A 16,793-nucleotide genomic window follows, 5' to 3' on the forward strand; every position below is an offset into this window, starting at 1 on the left:
GCAGTTGCTCTGTTCTGGGACAATGGTTGACGTGAACGTGATGGCGCGCATCGACCTGCGGGGCGCTGACTTGTCCGTCGCCCAGCTGCGGGCGGCGCTACCCCGCAGCGCAGTGGACGTGGAAGCCGCCCTGTCCACGGTTCGCCCGATCGTCGCCTCGGTCGCCGACCGAGGCGCCGAAGCCGCGCTGGAATACGGTGAATCGTTCGACGGAGTACGCCCGCCGACGGTCCGGGTGCCCAGTGCCGAGCTGGACGCCGCGCTGGCCGGCCTGGACGGCGACGTCCGATCCGCGCTCGAGGTGGCGATCGAACGCACCCGTGCGGTGCACGCGGATCAGCGTCGCTCCGACGTGACGACGACACTGGGTTCCGGCGCCACCGTCACCGAACGGTGGGTTCCGGTCGAGCGGGTCGGGCTGTATGTGCCCGGCGGCAATGCGGTGTACCCGTCCAGCGTGGTGATGAACGTGGTACCCGCCCAGGCCGCCGGTGTCGGCTCGCTGGTGGTGACCAGCCCGCCGCAGGCGCAGTCGCAAGGCCGCTTCACCGGACTACCTCATCCGACGATCCTGGCGGCCGCCCGGCTGCTCGGCGTGGACGAGGTGTGGGCGGTCGGCGGAGCGCAGGCGGTGGCGCTGCTGGCATATGGCGGCGTGGACACCGACGGTACCGAGCTGCAGCCCGTCGACCTGATCACCGGGCCGGGCAACATCTATGTGACCGCGGCTAAACGGCTCTGCCGCTCGCGGGTCGGCATCGACGCCGAAGCCGGGCCGACCGAGATCGCGATCCTTGCCGATCACACCGCCGACCCGGTGCACGTCGCCGCCGATTTGATCAGCCAGGCCGAGCACGACGAAATGGCCGCCAGTGTCCTGGTCACGCCCAGCGCCGACCTCGCCGATGCCACCGACACCGAGCTGGCCGCCCAGTTGGAAACCACCGTGCATCGTCAGCGGGTGACGACCGCGCTCGCCGGACGACAGTCGGCCATCATCCTGGTCGACGACATCGAAACCGGTATCCGAACCGTCAACGCTTATGCCGCCGAACATTTGGAGATCCAAACCGCAAACTCGGACCAGGTTGCCGCCCAGATCCGTTCGGCCGGCGCTATTTTCGTCGGCCCGTATTCGCCTGTCAGCCTCGGTGACTACTGCGCCGGGTCCAACCACGTGCTGCCGACGGCGGGCAGCGCCGCGCATTCCAGCGGCCTGTCGGTGCAGACCTTCCTGCGCGGCATCCACGTCGTCGACTACACCGAGTCGGCGCTGAAAGACGTGTCGGGGCACGTGATCACGCTCGCCGATGCCGAAGATCTGCCCGCTCACGGCGAGGCGATACGACGGAGGTTCGGTTGATGACCCGCCGGCCGTCGCTCGATGATCTGCCGCTGCGCAACGACTTGCGCGGCAAATCTCCCTACGGCGCTCCGCAACTGGCGGTTCCGGTACGGCTCAACACCAATGAGAACCCGCACCCGCCCAGCAAGGCGCTCGTCGACGACGTCGTCGCTTCGGTGCGCGATGCCGCCGTCGAGCTGCACCGCTATCCCGACCGTGACGCGGTGGCGCTGCGCACCGACCTGGCCAGCTATCTCAGCGCGCAGACCGGGGTCCGGCTCGGCGTGGAAAACCTCTGGGCGGCAAACGGGTCCAACGAGATCCTGCAGCAGCTACTGCAGGCCTTCGGCGGACCCGGGCGCAGTGCGATCGGCTTCGTGCCGTCGTACTCGATGCACCCGATCATCTCCGACGGCACCCGCACCGAATGGATGGAGACGGTTCGCGCCGGCGACTTCAGCCTCGACGCCGACGCCGCGGTCGCAGCGATCATCGATCGCCGGCCTGATGTGGTGTTCGTCGCGAGCCCGAATAACCCTACGGGGCAAAGTGTTTCACTGGCCGATCTACGCCGGCTGTTGGATGCGGCACCCGGGATTCTGATCGTCGACGAAGCATACGGCGAGTTCTCATCACGGCCGAGCGCGGTGGAACTGGTCGAGGAGTACCCGACCAAGCTCGTCGTGAGCCGCACGATGAGTAAGGCGTTCGCCTTCGCCGGAGGGCGGCTGGGCTACCTGGTCGCCACCCCGGCGGTGATCGAGGCGATGCTGCTGGTGCGGCTGCCGTATCATCTGTCCTCGCTCACCCAGGCAGCGGCCAGGGCGGCGATGCGGCACGCCGACGACACACTGGGTAGCGTCGCGACACTGATGGCCGAACGTGAACGGGTGACAACGGCTTTGAGCGGCATGGGTTTTCAGGTCGTTCCCAGCGACGCGAACTTCGTGCTGTTCGGGCGGTTCGCCGACGCGCCGAGCACCTGGCAGCGTTACCTCGACGCCGGCGTCCTCATCCGCGACGTGGGCATCCCTGGATACCTGCGTGCCACGACGGGACTGGCTGCGGAGAACGACGCATTCCTGGCGGCCAGCGCGGATCTGGCTACCACCGAGTTGGCCCAGCCGTTAGGAGCGTCATGACCGCCGGTCGCCGCGCACGCGTTGAGCGCACCACCAAAGAATCTGAGATCGTTGTCGAACTCGACCTCGATGGCACCGGCGTCGTTCAGGTCGACACCGGTGTCCCGTTTTACGACCACATGCTGACCTCGCTGGGCAGCCACGCCAGCTTCGATCTGACCGTGCGTGCCAAGGGCGACGTCGAGATCGAGGCGCACCACACCGTCGAGGACACCGCGATCGTGCTCGGTCAGGCGCTGGGCCAGGCCCTCGGCGACAAGAAAGGCATTCGCCGATTCGGCGACGCCTACATCCCGATGGACGAAACGTTAGCGCACGCCGCCGTCGACGTCTCCGGCCGACCCTACTTCGTGCACACCGGCGAGCCGGATCACCTGCGGCACACCACGATTGCCGGCAGCTCGGTCCCATACCACACGGTGATCAACCGGCATGTGTTCGAGACGCTGGCGAACAACGCCCGCATCGCGCTGCACGTGCGGGTGCTCTATGGTCGCGACCCGCACCACATCACCGAGGCCCAGTACAAGGCCGTCGCCCGGGCATTGCGGCAGGCGGTCGAAGCCGACCCCCGGGTATCCGGTGTGCCGTCCACCAAAGGCAGTCTGTGAGAAGCAAATCCGTTGTGGTGCTGGACTACGGCTCCGGCAACCTCCGTTCGGCCCAACGCGCGCTGCAGCGCGTCGGTGCCGCGGTGGACGTGACGGCCGACCTCGAGGCGGCAGCGGCGGCCGACGGGCTGATGGTGCCGGGCGTCGGCGCCTTCGAGGCGTGCATGACCGGGTTGCGGGGGATTGACGGAGCGCGGGTCATCGCCGAACGGATCGGCGCCGGGCGACCGGTGCTGGGGGTGTGCGTCGGGATGCAGATTCTGTTCGCCCGCGGCGTCGAGTTCGGCGTGGAGAGCAGCGGCTGCGGCCGGTGGCCGGGCGCGGTGACCCGGTTGGATGCGCCGGTGATTCCGCACATGGGCTGGAACGTGGTGGCGGCCGCGCCTGGCAGCGCACTGTTCAAAGGCCTGGACACCGAGGCCCGCTTCTACTTCGTGCACTCCTATGCCGCTCAGCAGTGGGAAGGCGGGCCCGAGGCGCTGCTGACGTGGGCCACCCACGGGGTGCCGTTCCTGGCCGCGGTGGAGGACGGTCCGCTGGCCGCTACCCAGTTTCATCCGGAGAAGAGCGGGGATGCGGGAGCGGCCGTATTGAGCAACTGGGTTGAGGGGTTATGACGTGCCGTTGATTTTGTTGCCCGCCGTCGACGTCGTCGAGGGTAGGGCGGTGCGCTTGGTGCAGGGTCGGGCCGGCAGCGAGACCGAGTACGGCTCAGCGCTGGAGGCGGCGCTGGGCTGGCAACGCGATGGCGCCGAGTGGGTGCACCTGGTCGACCTGGACGCGGCGTTCGGCCGTGGGTCCAATCGCGAGCTGCTGGCCGAGGTCGTCGGCAAGCTCGATGTGCACGTCGAACTTTCCGGCGGTATCCGCGACGACGAATCGCTGTCGGCCGCGCTGGCGACTGGCTGTGCCCGGGTCAACCTTGGGACGGCCGCGCTGGAAAACCCGCGGTGGTGTGCTCAGGCGATCGCTGAGCACGGCGACAAGGTCGCGGTGGGCCTGGACGTGCAAATCGTCGACGGTGATCACCGCCTGCGTGGCCGCGGCTGGGAGACCGACGGCGGGGATTTGTGGGAAGTGCTGAAACGCCTTGACAGCGAAGGATGTTCGAGGTTCGTCGTCACCGACGTCACGAAAGACGGCACGTTGACCGGACCCAACCTCGACTTGCTCGGCAGCGTCGCCGAGCGTACCGACGTTCCGGTGATCGCCTCGGGCGGCGTGTCCAGCCTCGAGGATCTGCGCGCCATCGCAACGTTGACCGGCAGCGGCGTGGAGGGTGCGATCGTCGGCAAGGCGCTTTACGCCGGACGATTCAGCTTGCCGCAGGCCCTGGCGGCGGTGGCAGGCTAGGGCCGCAATGGATCTCGACGCACTGGTGGCCGAGGCGTCGGCCATCCTCGACGCCGCCGCCAAGCCGTTTGTCGCCGGTCATCGAGCGGACTCCGCGGTCGCCAAGCGAGGCGACGATTTCGCCACCAAGGTCGACCTGGCCATCGAGCGCCAAGTTGTCGACGCGCTGGTGTCGGCGACCGGAATTCCGGTGCACGGTGAGGAGTTCGGCGGTGCGGATCTCGACTCGCCGTGGGTTTGGATACTCGACCCGGTTGACGGGACGTTCAACTACGCCGCCGGGTCGCCGATGGCCGCGATTCTGCTGGGCCTGCTGCAGGACGGAGATCCGGTTGCGGGGTTGACCTGGCTGCCGTTCATGAATGAGCGCTACGCGGCGGTGTCGGGTGGCCCGGTGATGAAAAACGGTGTGCCGCAGAAGCCATTGGCGCGTGCCGAGCTTACCGAATCGGTCATCGGCGTCGGAGCATTCAATGCCGATTCGCGTGGCCGATTCCCCGGGCGGTACCGGCTGGCGGTGATCGAAGAACTCAGCCGGGTGTCGTCTCGGATGCGGATGCACGGCGCCACCGGCATCGACCTCGCCTATGTGGCCGACGGCGTACTCGGCGGCTCGATCAGTTTCGGTGACCACGTGTGGGATCACGCCGCCGGCGTGGCGCTGGTACGGGCGGCCGGCGGTGTCGTCACCACGCTGGCCGGCGAAGAATGGAAGCCCGATTCGCGTTCGGCGTTGGCCGCCGCCCCGGGTGTTCACGACCAGTTACTCGAGATGGTGCAGCGGGTAGGGCGACCGGATGAGTACTGAATCCTCCTGCGGCACAAGCCTTGCGGTCCGGGTGATTCCATGCCTGGACGTCGATGACGGCCGGGTGGTGAAGGGCGTCAACTTCGAAAACCTTCGCGATGCCGGCGATCCGGTGGAACTGGCCGCCACCTACGACGCCGAGGGAGCCGACGAGCTGACCTTCCTCGACGTCACCGCGTCGTCGTCGGGGCGGGCCACCATGCTGGAGGTGGTCCGTCGCACCGCCGAGCAGGTGTTCATCCCGCTTACCGTCGGAGGTGGGGTGCGGACCGTCGCCGACGTCGACGCGTTGTTGCGGGCAGGCGCCGACAAGGTGTCGATCAACACCGCCGCCATCGCGCGGCAGGATCTGCTCGCCGAGTTGGCGGCCCAATTCGGTTCCCAGTGCATCGTGTTGTCGGTCGACGCCCGGACCGTGCCCGTCGGCTCGGCCCCGACACCGTCGGGCTGGGAAGTCACCACCCACGGTGGGCGGCGCGGCACCGGCATCGACGCGGTTGAGTGGGCGGCCCTCGGCGCCGGGTTGGGTGTGGGCGAGATCTTGCTCAACTCCATGGACGCCGACGGCACCCGGGCCGGGTTCGATTTGCCGATGCTGCGGGCGGTTCGGGCGGCGGTGACGGTTCCGGTGATCGCCAGCGGGGGCGCCGGTGCGGTCGACCATTTCGCGCCCGCGGTAGTCGCGGGCGCCGATGCGGTATTGGCTGCCAGCGTATTTCACTTCCGGCAGTTGACCATTGGGCAAGTCAAGAAAGCCATGGCCGCAGAAGGGATCACTGTGCGATGACACTCGCCCCTGACATCGCGGCACGCCTCAAGCGCAACGCCGACGGACTGTTCACCGCCATCGTGCAGGAGCGCAGCAGCGGCGACGTGCTGATGGTCGCCTGGATGGACGACGATGCGCTGGCCCGCACCCTGGAAACCCGTGAGGGCACTTATTTTTCGCGGTCCCGCGGCGAGCAGTGGGTGAAAGGCGCCACGTCCGGCCACACCCAGCGGGTGCACTCGGTGCGGCTGGACTGCGACGGCGACGCGGTGCTGCTGGTGGTCGACCAGGTCGGCGGTGCCTGTCACACCGGTGACCACAGCTGCTTCGATGCCGACGTACTCCTGCAACCCGACGAGTGACGGTCGGCGGTCTTCGAGGCGTGGTTATCCACAGTTGGGTATTCATCCACAGGTCGAGCATTTTGCGAGCAGGCTGAAAAGGTTGGGTCGCTGAAGGCCCTAAGATCGAAATTATGTTCGATAATGCGCTGCCGGGTCTCGAGGAGCTGAAGTGCGCCGATGACTCGATGGTGGTGGTGGCCGCGGTCACCGGCTGGGCGAGGGTGGAGGCCGCCGCGTCAGCGCGCCGTCTTGCTGCCATAGCCGAGCTGGTGAGTGGCCGGGTCGAAGGCGGTTCTCCTGATTCCGGGCGGTGGTCGTGCGACAACTGGGATGCGATGGCCGCTGAAGTTGCTGCTGCACAAGGCGTTAGCCATGGCATGGCGTCGGGTCAGATGTATCTGGCCGTCGCATTACGTGATCGACTGCCCTGCGTAGCAGAGCTTTTCGCCGACCGCATGATCAGCTACTGGCTGGCGCGGACGATCGCATGGCACACCGACCTGATCAAAGACCCCGAAGCCCTGCGGTTGGTCGATAAGACCATCGCCGACGACGCCGCCCTTTTCGGACCGATGTCGGTCAACAAGACGGTGCAAGCCATCGAGGCGATCGTGGATCGCTACGATCCCGGTGCGTTGCGACGTACCCGGGCAAACGCGCGCAGCCGCGACGTGGTGATTGACTCAGCCGACCAACAGTCCGGCACCGCAGCAATGTGGGGCCGGCTGTTCGGTACCGACGCGGCCGTGCTGGATCGCCGACTGATGCAGATGGCCCACCAGGTTTGCGACGACGATCCGCGTACCATCGCGCAACGCCGCGCCGACGCATTGGGGGCGCTGGCCGCCGGAGCCGAACGGCTACAGTGCGTTTGCGGCAAAGCGGATTGCCCGGCTGGCGCCGAAGGCGACCAACGCCCTACGGGTGTGGTGATACATGTCGTCGCCGAAGCGTCGGCGGTGAACGCGCAACCCGACCCGCACCTCTCGGGCGAGCGAACACCCCAACGCTTGGTACCCGGCGCACCATTGGTGCGGCCCCCTGACCCGGAACCCGACCCACCCGGCGGCTGGGCGGCCAAACCGCCGGCCGCGCTCATCACCAGCGGTGGCATGGTACCCACGCCGCTCTCGGCGGAGCTGATCAGAGGTGGTGCGAAGCTCCAGCCGTTGTGGCATCCCGGCAACGCCCCACCAGAATCGAGGTACCGGCCGTCGGCCGCACTGGAACGGTTTGTCCGCTGTCGGGATTTGACCTGTCGGTTTCCCGGCTGCGATCGACCTGCCGAGTTCTGCGACGTGGACCACACGGTGGCCTACGCCGATGGCGGGCCGACACATGCCTCTAATCTCAAATGTCTATGTCGAAAACACCACTTGCTCAAGACATTTTGGGCGGGTGCCAACGGCTGGCACGACGAACAGCGGTCGGACGGGACCATCGTGTGGACCGCTCCCAGCGGCCAGACCTACACCACCCGCCCCGGAAGTCGTCTATTGTTCCCCAGCCTTTGCCTGCCAACCGGCGAATTGCCTTCTGTCCCAATGGTGGATCGACCGCAGAGCTACCGCGGGATGATGATGCCGGTGCGCCGACGAACTCGGGAGCAGGACCGCGCGCGCCGCATCGACACGGACCGCGCACTGAACAGTGCTCATATCGCCGAACGCAACCAACCGCCGCCCTTCTAGAGGCCGCGTTTACCGCGCCCGCAGCGTCTGCAACGCCTTGTCGGCGTGGCTGTCCATGCTCAATTCGCTGGAGATCACGTCAAGGACGGTCCGATTGGTGTCGATGACGAAGGTGGTCCGTTTGACCGGCACCAGCTTGCCAAAAAGCCCACGCTTGACGCCGAATTGGTTGGCGATCGCGCCGCTGGTGTCTGACAGCAACGGGTAGTCGAAGCGCTGCGTGTCGGCGAATTTCGCTTGCTTGGCGACCGGATCAACACTGATACCCACCCGGCTTGCACCCACGGCAGCGAACTCTTGAGCCAAGTCTCGAAAGTGACAGGCCTCCTTGGTGCACCCGGGCGTCATCGCTGCGGGGTAGAAGAACAACACCACCGGCCCGTCGGACAGCAGAGCGCTCAAGCTGCGGGGGGTGCCCGTCTGGTCGGGCAGTTCGAAGTCAGCGACGGTGTCACCGGTTTTCATGGCCGTCACGCTACGCCAGTAGCGACCGGAGCGGATCTGTCCATCTGGGAGGATGGCTGCGTGCACGCCAACCTCGCCGCCGCCACCACATCGCGGGAGCACTTCCGCGGACTGGCCGCCGAGCATCGCGTGGTGCCGGTGACTCGCAAAGTGCTGGCCGACGCCGAGACACCACTATCCGCATACCGCAAACTGGCGGACAACCGGCCCGGCACCTTCCTGCTGGAGTCGGCCGAGAATGGTCGATCCTGGTCACGGTGGTCGTTCATCGGTGCCGGTGCGCCGTCGGCGTTGACGGTGCGCGACGGCCAGGCGGTGTGGCTGGGCGCCGTGCCGCAGGATGCGCCCACCGGCGGGGATCCGCTCCGCGCGCTGCACGAGACTCTGGAGTTGCTGGCCACAGCGGCACTGCCGGGGCTTCCGCCGCTGTCGGGCGGCATGGTCGGCTTTTTTGCTTACGACCTGGTGCGACGACTGGAGCGGCTGCCGGAGCTTGCGGTCGACGATCTTCAGCTGCCGGACATGCTGCTGCTGCTGGCCACCGACCTGGCGGCCGTCGACCACCACGAGGGCACCATCACGTTGATCGCCAACGCGGTGAATTGGAACGGCACCGACGAGCGTGTCGACGAGGCCTACGACGATGCGATCGCGCGGCTGGATGTGATGACTACCGCGTTGGGCCAGCCGCTGCCGTCGACCATCGCCACCTTCACCAGCCCCGAGCCGCTGCATCGTTCCCAGCGGACCGTGGAGGAGTACAGCGCAATCGTCGAACGCCTCGTCGGTGAAATCGAGCGCGGCGAGGCATTTCAAGTGGTGCCCTCGCAACGTTTCGAGATGGACACTCACGTCGAGGCGATCGACGTCTATCGGATGCTGAGAGTGTCCAATCCCAGCCCGTACATGTATCTGCTCCATGTGCCGAATGATGAAGGGGGAACAGCATTTTCGATCGCAGGGTCCAGCCCTGAAGCGTTGGTGACCGTGCAGGACCGGTGGGCGAGGACGCACCCTATCGCCGGGACCAGGTGGCGCGGCCACACCGAGGAAGAGGATCAGTTGCTGGAAAAGGAGCTGCTGGCCGACGAGAAGGAACGTGCTGAGCACCTGATGCTGGTCGACCTGGGCCGCAACGATCTGGGCCGCGTGTGTGTGCCCGGCACCGTTCGGGTCGAGGACTACAGCCATACCGAGCGCTACAGCCACGTCATGCATCTGGTCTCCACGGTGACCGGGATGCTGGCCGAGGGGCGCTCCGCGCTGGACGCTGTGACCGCGTGTTTCCCGGCCGGCACACTGTCGGGCGCCCCGAAGGTCCGCGCCATGGAGCTCATCGAGGAAGTGGAGAAGACCCGGCGCGGCCTGTACGGCGGCGTGATCGGCTACCTCGATTTCGCCGGGAACGCCGACTTCGCGATCGCCATACGCACCGCGCTGATGCGCGACGGCACCGCCTACGTGCAGGCCGGCGGCGGGGTAGTGGCCGACTCCAACGGGCCTTACGAGTACACCGAGGCGACGAACAAGGCGCGCGCAGTGCTCAGCGCGATCGCCGCCGCCGAGACACTGACCGCCCCGGATGCCGATCGGAATGGCTGACGCCCCGGCCGCCAATCCGGGCCGGCTGACCATTCGGGTCGCCCAGGTCCTGCTGGTGGTCTCTGCCGGCGGATTGTGGGCAGCCTCGCGGCTGACCTGGGTCGACCTGCGCACGTTCGACGGGCTTGGCCCGCCGAAGCTCGTCACGCTGTCCGGTGCGGCATGGTCGTCGGCCCTGCTGCCGCTGGCCCTGGTGCTGGTGGCTACCGCCGTCGCCGCGTTGGCGGTGCGGGGGTGGGCGTTGCGGGCGCTGGCGGTACTGGTGGCAGTTGCCAGCCTGGCGACCGGATACCTGGCGGTGAGCACGCTGGAGATGCCCGACGTCGCTGTGCGGGCAGCCGAACTCGCGCGGGTGCCGCTGCTCGAGGTGGTGGGCAGCGCGCGTCATTACCCGGGCCCGGTGCTGACCCTGGCGACCGCGGTCTGCGCGCTGGGCGGCGCAGTGCTGTTGATGCGTGCGGCGGCCTCGGCCGGTCGCACCGCAACGAAATACCTGACGTCCGCAGCCCGCCGGTCGACTGCAGCGGGTGCGGAGGGTGTCGTGTCGGAGCGCATGATTTGGGACCAGCTCGACGAGGGCCGCGACCCCACCGAGTCCGGGCCGCCGCCGGATGACAATCGACACACCGAGGGTCGGTGACGGAGCGCGCGCCGGCGCTCGCTACCCTTCGAAGGACGCCGTCAAGAATCTGGCGGCGGCCGGGGAGAGGAATCGACAGCATGAGTTCGGCAACCGTGCTCGACTCCATTATCGAGGGAGTCCGTGCCGACGTTGCCGCTCGTGAAGCTGCCGTGAGCATGCCCGAGATCAAGGCGGCAGCCGAAGCTGCGCCGTCACCGCTTGATGTGTTGGCCGCGTTGCGCGAGCCCGGCATCGGGGTCATCGCCGAAGTCAAGCGGGCCAGCCCGTCGGCAGGCGAACTCGCGTCGATCTCCGACCCGGCTGCACTGGCGTGCGCCTACCAAGACGGCGGCGCACGGATCATCAGCGTGCTGACCGAAGAGCGCCGCTTCCACGGCAGCCTCGACGACCTCGACGCGGTGCGTGCGGGCGTGTCGATTCCCGTGCTGCGCAAAGACTTTGTGGTGGGGCCCTACCAAATTCACGAGGCACGCGCGCACGGCGCGGACATGCTGTTGCTGATTGTCGCCGCGCTGGATCAGCCGGCGCTGGAGTCGATGCTGGAGCGCACCGAATCGCTGGGCATGACCGCGCTCGTCGAGGTGCACACCGAAGAAGAAGCCGACCGGGCGTTGACGGCCGGCGCACGGGTGATCGGCGTGAATGCCCGTGACCTCCGGACGCTGAACGTCGACCGGGACTGCTTCGCGCGCATCGCACCCGGGCTACCGTCCGACGTGATCCGGATCGCCGAATCCGGGGTGCGGGGCAGGGCCGACTTGCTGGCCTACGCCGGCGCCGGAGCCGACGCCGTGCTGGTCGGCGAAGGTCTGGTGACCAGCGGTGACCCGCGGGCGGCCGTCGCCGACCTGGTCACCGCCGGAAAACACCCGTCGTGTCCGAAGCCGGCACGCTAGGCGGGTGAACCCGATGAGCCGCTTGCACGTTGAGCGTCGGTGATGGCAGATATCTTGCGGCCGGACCTTCCGCGCTCCAGCGCAGCGATCGCCGAGCCCACTGACCACGATCCAGACTCTCGTGGTCATTTCGGCGTGTACGGGGGCCGGCTGGTGGCCGAGGCGCTGATGGCGGTGATCGAAGAGGTCACCGCGGCCTACGAGAAAGTGCGCACTGACCAGGCCTATCTGGACGAGCTGGACAAGTTGCAAAAGGATTACACCGGCAGGCCGTCGCCGCTCTATGAGGCCGCCCGGCTCAGCGAGCACGCCGGTGGCGCACGGATATTCCTCAAGCGAGAAGACTTGAACCACACCGGTTCTCACAAGATCAATAATTGTCTCGGTCAGGCCTTGCTGGCGCGGCAGATGGGCAAGACGCGGGTGATCGCCGAGACGGGTGCGGGCCAGCACGGGGTGGCCACCGCCACCGCGTGCGCGCTGCTCGGCTTGGACTGCGTGGTCTACATGGGCGCCGTCGACACCGCGCGGCAAGCACTCAACGTCGCTCGGATGCGGCTGCTGGGCGCCGAGGTGGTGTCGGTCGAGTCGGGCTCGAAAACTCTCAAGGACGCCATCAATGAGGCGTTCCGCGACTGGGTGACCAACGCGGACAGCACCTACTACTGTTTTGGCACCGCCGCTGGACCGCACCCCTTCCCGACGATGGTTCGTGACTTCCAGCGGGTCATCGGGCTCGAGACCCGTGTGCAAATCCAGGATCAGGCCGGCCGACTCCCCGACGCGGTCACCGCATGCGTCGGCGGGGGCTCCAACGCGATCGGCATTTTCCACGCGTTCCTCGATGATCCCGCCGTCCGGTTGGTGGGCTTCGAAGCAGCCGGCGACGGAGTCGAAACCGGTCGCCACGCCGCGACATTCACCGGCGGCTCGCCCGGCGCGTTTCAGGGGTCGTTTTCGTATCTGCTGCAGGACGATGACGGGCAGACCATCGAATCGCATTCCATCTCGGCCGGCCTGGACTATCCGGGTGTGGGACCAGAACACGCTTGGCTGCGGGATGCCGGGCGGGCTGACTATTGGCCGATCACCGACACCGAGGCGATGGACGCGTTCGCGCTGTTGTGCCGCACCGAGGGCATCATTCCGGCGATCGAGTCGGCGCATGCCGTGGCCGGTGCGATCAAACTGGGCGTCGAGATGGGCAGCGGGGCAATCATTGTGGTGAATCTGTCCGGCCGCGGGGACAAAGACGTCGAGACGGCCGCGAAGTGGTTCGGCTTGCTCGACAAGGACGCGGGCAACGGACGATCATGACCGTTGAGCAGAGCCAAAAAAGCGGTCTGGCAGAACTTTTCAGAACCTGCCGGGCCGACAACCGGGCTGCGCTGATCGGATACCTGCCGACTGGATACCCCGATGTTCCGACGTCGGTCGACGCGATGAAGGCTCTGACCGAATCCGGTTGCGACCTCATCGAGGTCGGTGTGCCGTATTCGGATCCGGGAATGGACGGCCCAACCATCGCCGACGCGGCCGAGGTTGCGTTGCGTGGGGGAGTGCGGGTCCGCGACACGCTGGCGGCCGTGGAGGCGATCAGCGCAGCCGGCGGCCGCGCCGTGGTCATGACGTACTGGAATCCGGTTCTGCGCTACGGCGTCGGCGCGTTCGCGCGTGACCTGGCAGCAGCGGGTGGGCATGGTTTGATCACCCCCGACCTCATTCCCGATGAGGCCGACGACTGGTTGGCGGCATCTGACCAGCACCGGTTGGACCGCGTCTTCCTGGTCGCGCCGTCATCGACACCGCAACGTCTGGCGGCAACGGTCGAGGCATCGCGGGGATTCGTCTATGCGGCGTCGATCATGGGTGTGACCGGTGCTCGTGACGCCGTGTCGAATGCAGCGCCGGAATTGGTGCGCCGGGTCAAAGAAGTTTCGGACATCCCCGTCGGGGTCGGGCTGGGCGTTCGGTCGCGGGAGCAGGCGGCCCAGATCGCACGCTATGCCGACGGTGTCATCGTGGGTTCGGCGCTCGTCTCTGCGCTGGCTGATGGTTTGCCGACCATGCGTGCATTAGGTCGAGAACTGGCTGCCGGTGTGCGCCAAAGGATTTCCACATCATGACGACAACGGTCATCGCATACTTCCCGAGCCCGCCGCAAGGGGTATGGCATCTGGGGCCAGTCCCGATCCGGGCCTACGCCTTGTTCATCATCGTCGGGATCATCGCCGCGCTGTTGATCGGCGATCGACGGTGGGCGGCCCGCGGCGGCGAGCGGGGCGTTATTTACGACATCGCGCTGTGGGCCGTACCGTTCGGCCTTGTCGGTGGCCGCCTGTATCACTTGGCGACCGACTGGCGGACATATTTCGGCGAAGGTGGGGCCGGACCGGCTGCGGCACTGCGCATCTGGGATGGCGGATTGGGAATCTGGGGTGCCGTTGCACTTGGCGGCGTGGGCGCGTGGATCGCCTGCCGGCGCCGCGACATCCCGCTTCCCGCGTTCGGCGACGCGATAGCGCCCGGCATCGTTCTCGCCCAGGCGATCGGCCGCGTCGGGAACTACTTCAACCAGGAGCTTTTCGGCCGTGAGACCACGATGCCGTGGGGTTTGGAAATCTTTTACCGTCGAGACCCGGCTGGGTTCGTCGATGTGCATTCGCTCGACGGAGTGTCGACCGGGCAGTTGGCGATGGTTGTCCAGCCGACATTTCTCTACGAATTGCTCTGGAACCTAGTGGTATTCGCGGTACTGATCTACCTGGATCGGCGGTTCACGATCGGGCACGGTCGGCTGTTCGCGGCGTACGTCGCGCTGTACTGCGTCGGGCGCTTCGGTGTCGAGCTGCTGCGCGATGACACGGCCACGCATATCGCCGGCATCCGGATCAACTCCTTCACTTCGACCTTCGTCTTCATCGGCGCGGTGGTCTATCTGATCCTGGCGACCAAAGGCCGCGAAGATCCGGCGACGCTCAGTGGCTCGGCCGCCGAACTGCTTGAACCGGACTCCGTCGACGACGCCGAGGGCGATTCGGCGCCGGAGACGACAGAAGCGTCCGAGCCCGCCCCAGACGTCGATGCTGAGGACGTCGATGCTGAGGACGTCGCCGCCGAGGCCGACGCCGCTGAAGTCGACGCACCCAAGGTTGAAGTCGACGCAAGCCCTGAGCCCGATGACGCCGACGCCGAGCCGGACCACGACTGATGTCCACTCCGGCCTGGCACGGTCGTCTGTACGCGGTGCTGGGGTCGGGCGCACTGTTGGCGGGTGCGCTCGGCTACGTCGGGCTGGTCGATCCGCATAAACCCGACTCGGTCTTTCCGATTTGCCCGTTCCGCCTGCTCACCGGGTGGAACTGCCCGGGATGCGGAGCATTGCGCATGACCCACGACGTGCTGCACGGTGACCTGGCCGCGGCGCTCAACGACAACGTGCTGCTGCTGGTCGCCATTCCGCTGCTGGCAGGCTGGGTTCTGCTGCGCCGGCGCATCGGAAAGCCGCTGGTGACACTCCCGGCGGCGGCGAGCGTCGTGATCACCATGCTGGCGTGGACAGTGGTGCGCAACCTGCCGGGATTCCCACTGGTTCCGACGCTGCTCACCCATTAGCCCGCTCCGCGATCCGGAACCGATGCGAGATGATCAGCTGGCGCGACTATGCTGATTCGTCGTGGCAAGACGCGGAAAGATCGTCTGTACTCTCGGTCCGGCCACCAGCACTGACGAGACGGTCAGGGCTCTGGTCGAAGCCGGAATGGACGTCGCCAGAATGAACTTCAGCCACGGCGATTACCGCGATCACAAAGCGTCCTATGACCGGGTGCGCGCCGCCTGTGATGCCACCGGGCGCGCGGTCGGTGTGCTGGCCGACTTGCAGGGCCCCAAGATCAGGCTCGGTCGTTTTGCCGACGGGCCGACCTATTGGGCCGACGGCGAGACCGTGCGGATCACGGTGGCCGACTGCCCGGGCAACCACGATCGGGTGTCGACCACCTACAAGCTGTTGGCTCAAGATGCGCTGCCCGGTGATCGGGTGTTGGTCGATGACGGCAACGTGGGTTTGGTGATCGAGCACATCGACGGTGATGACGTGGTGTGCCGGGTGACCGAGGGCGGCCCGGTCAGCAACAACAAGGGGATGTCGCTGCCGGGGATGAGTGTGTCGGCGCCGGCGTTGTCGGACAAGGACGTCGAGGATCTCGAGTTCGCGATGCAGTTGGGCGTCGACATGGTGGCGCTGTCGTTCGTGCGTTCGCCGTCGGATGTCGAGTTGGTTCACCAGGTGATGGACCGGGTCGGGCGGCGGGTGCCGGTGATCGCCAAGTTGGAGAAGCCCGAAGCCATCGACAATCTCGAAGCGGTGGTGCTGGCTTTCGACGCGGTGATGGTTGCCCGCGGCGATCTGGGGGTGGAGCTTCCGCTGGAAGAGGTGCCGCTGGTTCAAAAGCGCGCCATCCAAATGGCAAGGGAGAACGCCAAACCGGTGATCGTGGCGACTCAGATGCTGGAATCGATGATCGAGCATTCCCGCCCGACGAGGGCCGAAGCCTCCGATGTGGCCAACGCGGTGCTCGACGGCGCTGACGCGGTGATGCTGTCCGGGGAGACCTCCGTCGGTAAATATCCACTGGCCGCGGTCCAGACGATGGCCCGGATCATCTGTGCCGTCGAGGAGAATTCGACGGCCGCCCCGCCGCTGACGCATGTGCCGCGCACCAAGCGCGGGGTGATCAGTTACGCCGCCCGCGATATCGGCGAACGCCTTGACGCTAAGGCGCTGGTCGCGTTCACCCAGTCCGGGGACACGGTTCGGCGGCTGGCCCGGTTGCATACCCCGCTTCCGCTGCTGGCGTTCACCCCGTTGCCTGAAGTGCGCAGTCAACTGGCCATGACGTGGGGCACCGAGACGTTCATCGTCCCGATCATCCAAACCACCGACGGCATGATCCGCCAAGTAGACAAGTCTTTGCTGGATCTTGGCCGCTACAAGCGCGGCGATCTGGTGGTCATCGTCGCCGGCGCACCGCCGGGCACCGTCGGGTCCACCAACCTGATTCACGTACACCGCATCGGCGAAGAGGACGTCTAACTCGGAATGGCTATAGCCGGTGTCTGACT

18 protein-coding genes are annotated in these 16,793 nt (G+C 66.8%); 17 read left to right on the forward strand and 1 reads right to left on the reverse strand.

Going from position 1 to position 16,793, the window contains the following annotated elements; genetic code table 11:
- Nucleotides 1-37: 37 nt before the first annotated feature.
- From hisD to VGG53_RS20720, 9 genes are all read left to right on the forward strand, one after another.
- On the forward strand, nt 38-1,363 hold the full coding sequence (gene hisD, locus VGG53_RS20680) for a histidinol dehydrogenase (protein WP_331519994.1): 1,326 nt from the start codon (nt 38-40) through the stop codon (nt 1,361-1,363).
- Nucleotides 1,363-2,487 carry a histidinol-phosphate transaminase gene (locus VGG53_RS20685; RefSeq protein WP_331519963.1) on the forward strand — a complete coding sequence of 375 codons (1,125 nt, stop codon included), beginning with the start codon at nt 1,363-1,365 and terminating at the stop codon, nt 2,485-2,487. The genes hisD and VGG53_RS20685 overlap by 1 nt, the downstream gene beginning before the upstream one ends.
- The gene (gene hisB, locus VGG53_RS20690) at nt 2,484-3,098 is read left to right on the forward strand and encodes an imidazoleglycerol-phosphate dehydratase HisB (protein ID WP_331519964.1); all 615 of its coding nucleotides are present in this window, start codon (nt 2,484-2,486) and stop codon (nt 3,096-3,098) included. The genes VGG53_RS20685 and hisB overlap by 4 nt, the downstream gene beginning before the upstream one ends.
- Nucleotides 3,095-3,715: an imidazole glycerol phosphate synthase subunit HisH gene (gene hisH / locus VGG53_RS20695; protein WP_331519965.1), complete on the forward strand. Its 621-nt coding sequence runs from the start codon at nt 3,095-3,097 to the stop codon at nt 3,713-3,715. The genes hisB and hisH overlap by 4 nt, the downstream gene beginning before the upstream one ends.
- 1 nt (nt 3,716) lies before the next feature.
- Nucleotides 3,717-4,451 (forward strand): bifunctional 1-(5-phosphoribosyl)-5-((5-phosphoribosylamino)methylideneamino)imidazole-4-carboxamide isomerase/phosphoribosylanthranilate isomerase PriA, encoded by a 735-nt coding sequence (gene priA, locus VGG53_RS20700; protein WP_331519966.1) that lies wholly within the window; start codon nt 3,717-3,719, stop codon nt 4,449-4,451.
- 7 nt (nt 4,452-4,458) lie between these two features.
- The gene (locus VGG53_RS20705; RefSeq protein ID WP_331519967.1) at nt 4,459-5,259 is read left to right on the forward strand and encodes an inositol monophosphatase family protein; all 801 of its coding nucleotides are present in this window, start codon (nt 4,459-4,461) and stop codon (nt 5,257-5,259) included.
- The gene (hisF, locus tag VGG53_RS20710; RefSeq protein ID WP_331519968.1) at nt 5,249-6,046 is read left to right on the forward strand and encodes an imidazole glycerol phosphate synthase subunit HisF; all 798 of its coding nucleotides are present in this window, start codon (nt 5,249-5,251) and stop codon (nt 6,044-6,046) included. The genes VGG53_RS20705 and hisF overlap by 11 nt, the downstream gene beginning before the upstream one ends.
- Nucleotides 6,043-6,390, forward strand: a complete 348-nt coding sequence (gene hisI / locus VGG53_RS20715; protein WP_331519969.1) for a phosphoribosyl-AMP cyclohydrolase — start codon at nt 6,043-6,045, stop codon at nt 6,388-6,390. Before hisF ends, hisI begins: the two co-directional genes overlap by 4 nt.
- Before the next feature lie 113 nt (nt 6,391-6,503).
- Nucleotides 6,504-8,063, forward strand: coding sequence for an HNH endonuclease signature motif containing protein (locus VGG53_RS20720; protein WP_331519970.1), 1,560 nt, complete (start codon nt 6,504-6,506; stop codon nt 8,061-8,063).
- Nucleotides 8,064-8,072: 9 nt separating this feature from the next.
- On the opposite strand, the gene VGG53_RS20725 is transcribed toward VGG53_RS20720, so the two are convergent.
- The gene (locus tag VGG53_RS20725) at nt 8,073-8,528 is read right to left on the reverse strand and encodes a peroxiredoxin (RefSeq protein WP_331519971.1); all 456 of its coding nucleotides are present in this window, start codon (nt 8,526-8,528) and stop codon (nt 8,073-8,075) included.
- A 60-nt stretch (nt 8,529-8,588) separates the two neighbouring features.
- Between VGG53_RS20725 and VGG53_RS20730 the strand changes: the two genes are divergently transcribed.
- The 8 genes from VGG53_RS20730 (at nt 8,589) to pyk (ending at nt 16,764) form a co-directional block, all read left to right on the forward strand.
- The gene (locus tag VGG53_RS20730) at nt 8,589-10,130 is read left to right on the forward strand and encodes an anthranilate synthase component I (protein WP_331519972.1); all 1,542 of its coding nucleotides are present in this window, start codon (nt 8,589-8,591) and stop codon (nt 10,128-10,130) included.
- On the forward strand, nt 10,123-10,770 hold the full coding sequence (locus tag VGG53_RS20735) for a TIGR02234 family membrane protein (RefSeq protein WP_331519974.1): 648 nt from the start codon (nt 10,123-10,125) through the stop codon (nt 10,768-10,770). Before VGG53_RS20730 ends, VGG53_RS20735 begins: the two co-directional genes overlap by 8 nt.
- Before the next feature lie 80 nt (nt 10,771-10,850).
- Nucleotides 10,851-11,669 (forward strand): indole-3-glycerol phosphate synthase TrpC, encoded by an 819-nt coding sequence (gene trpC / locus VGG53_RS20740; RefSeq protein ID WP_331519976.1) that lies wholly within the window; start codon nt 10,851-10,853, stop codon nt 11,667-11,669.
- A 42-nt stretch (nt 11,670-11,711) separates the two neighbouring features.
- On the forward strand, nt 11,712-12,986 hold the full coding sequence (gene trpB, locus VGG53_RS20745; RefSeq protein ID WP_331519995.1) for a tryptophan synthase subunit beta: 1,275 nt from the start codon (nt 11,712-11,714) through the stop codon (nt 12,984-12,986).
- Complete coding sequence (gene trpA, locus VGG53_RS20750; protein WP_331519996.1) at nt 12,980-13,795, forward strand: tryptophan synthase subunit alpha; 816 nt, start codon at nt 12,980-12,982, stop codon at nt 13,793-13,795. The genes trpB and trpA overlap by 7 nt, the downstream gene beginning before the upstream one ends.
- Nucleotides 13,792-14,880, forward strand: a complete 1,089-nt coding sequence (gene lgt / locus VGG53_RS20755; protein WP_331519977.1) for a prolipoprotein diacylglyceryl transferase — start codon at nt 13,792-13,794, stop codon at nt 14,878-14,880. Before trpA ends, lgt begins: the two co-directional genes overlap by 4 nt.
- The gene (locus tag VGG53_RS20760) at nt 14,880-15,284 is read left to right on the forward strand and encodes a DUF2752 domain-containing protein (RefSeq protein ID WP_331519978.1); all 405 of its coding nucleotides are present in this window, start codon (nt 14,880-14,882) and stop codon (nt 15,282-15,284) included. Before lgt ends, VGG53_RS20760 begins: the two co-directional genes overlap by 1 nt.
- A 61-nt stretch (nt 15,285-15,345) precedes the next feature.
- The gene (pyk, locus tag VGG53_RS20765; RefSeq protein ID WP_331519980.1) at nt 15,346-16,764 is read left to right on the forward strand and encodes a pyruvate kinase; all 1,419 of its coding nucleotides are present in this window, start codon (nt 15,346-15,348) and stop codon (nt 16,762-16,764) included.
- Nucleotides 16,765-16,793 lie beyond the last annotated feature (29 nt).

This window comes from Mycobacterium sp. (assembly GCF_036490025.1).
Classification (GTDB): Bacteria; Actinomycetota; Actinomycetes; order Mycobacteriales; family Mycobacteriaceae; genus Mycobacterium.

Bases quoted from the DNA above. Each gene is read 5' to 3' on its own strand.
- VGG53_RS20685 (WP_331519963.1), top strand. From the start codon at position 1,363: ATGACCCGCCGGCCGTCGCTCGATGATCTGCCGCTGCGCAACGACTTG.
- hisB (WP_331519964.1), top strand. From the start codon at position 2,484: ATGACCGCCGGTCGCCGCGCACGCGTTGAGCGCACCACCAAAGAATCT.
- VGG53_RS20705 (WP_331519967.1), top strand. From the start codon at position 4,459: ATGGATCTCGACGCACTGGTGGCCGAGGCGTCGGCCATCCTCGACGCC.
- hisF (WP_331519968.1), top strand. From the start codon at position 5,249: ATGAGTACTGAATCCTCCTGCGGCACAAGCCTTGCGGTCCGGGTGATT.
- hisI (WP_331519969.1), top strand. From the start codon at position 6,043: ATGACACTCGCCCCTGACATCGCGGCACGCCTCAAGCGCAACGCCGAC.
- VGG53_RS20720 (WP_331519970.1), top strand. From the start codon at position 6,504: ATGTTCGATAATGCGCTGCCGGGTCTCGAGGAGCTGAAGTGCGCCGAT.
- VGG53_RS20725 (WP_331519971.1), bottom strand. From the start codon at position 8,528: ATGAAAACCGGTGACACCGTCGCTGACTTCGAACTGCCCGACCAGACG.
- VGG53_RS20735 (WP_331519974.1), top strand. From the start codon at position 10,123: ATGGCTGACGCCCCGGCCGCCAATCCGGGCCGGCTGACCATTCGGGTC.
- trpC (WP_331519976.1), top strand. From the start codon at position 10,851: ATGAGTTCGGCAACCGTGCTCGACTCCATTATCGAGGGAGTCCGTGCC.
- trpB (WP_331519995.1), top strand. From the start codon at position 11,712: ATGGCAGATATCTTGCGGCCGGACCTTCCGCGCTCCAGCGCAGCGATC.
- lgt (WP_331519977.1), top strand. From the start codon at position 13,792: ATGACGACAACGGTCATCGCATACTTCCCGAGCCCGCCGCAAGGGGTA.
- VGG53_RS20760 (WP_331519978.1), top strand. From the start codon at position 14,880: ATGTCCACTCCGGCCTGGCACGGTCGTCTGTACGCGGTGCTGGGGTCG.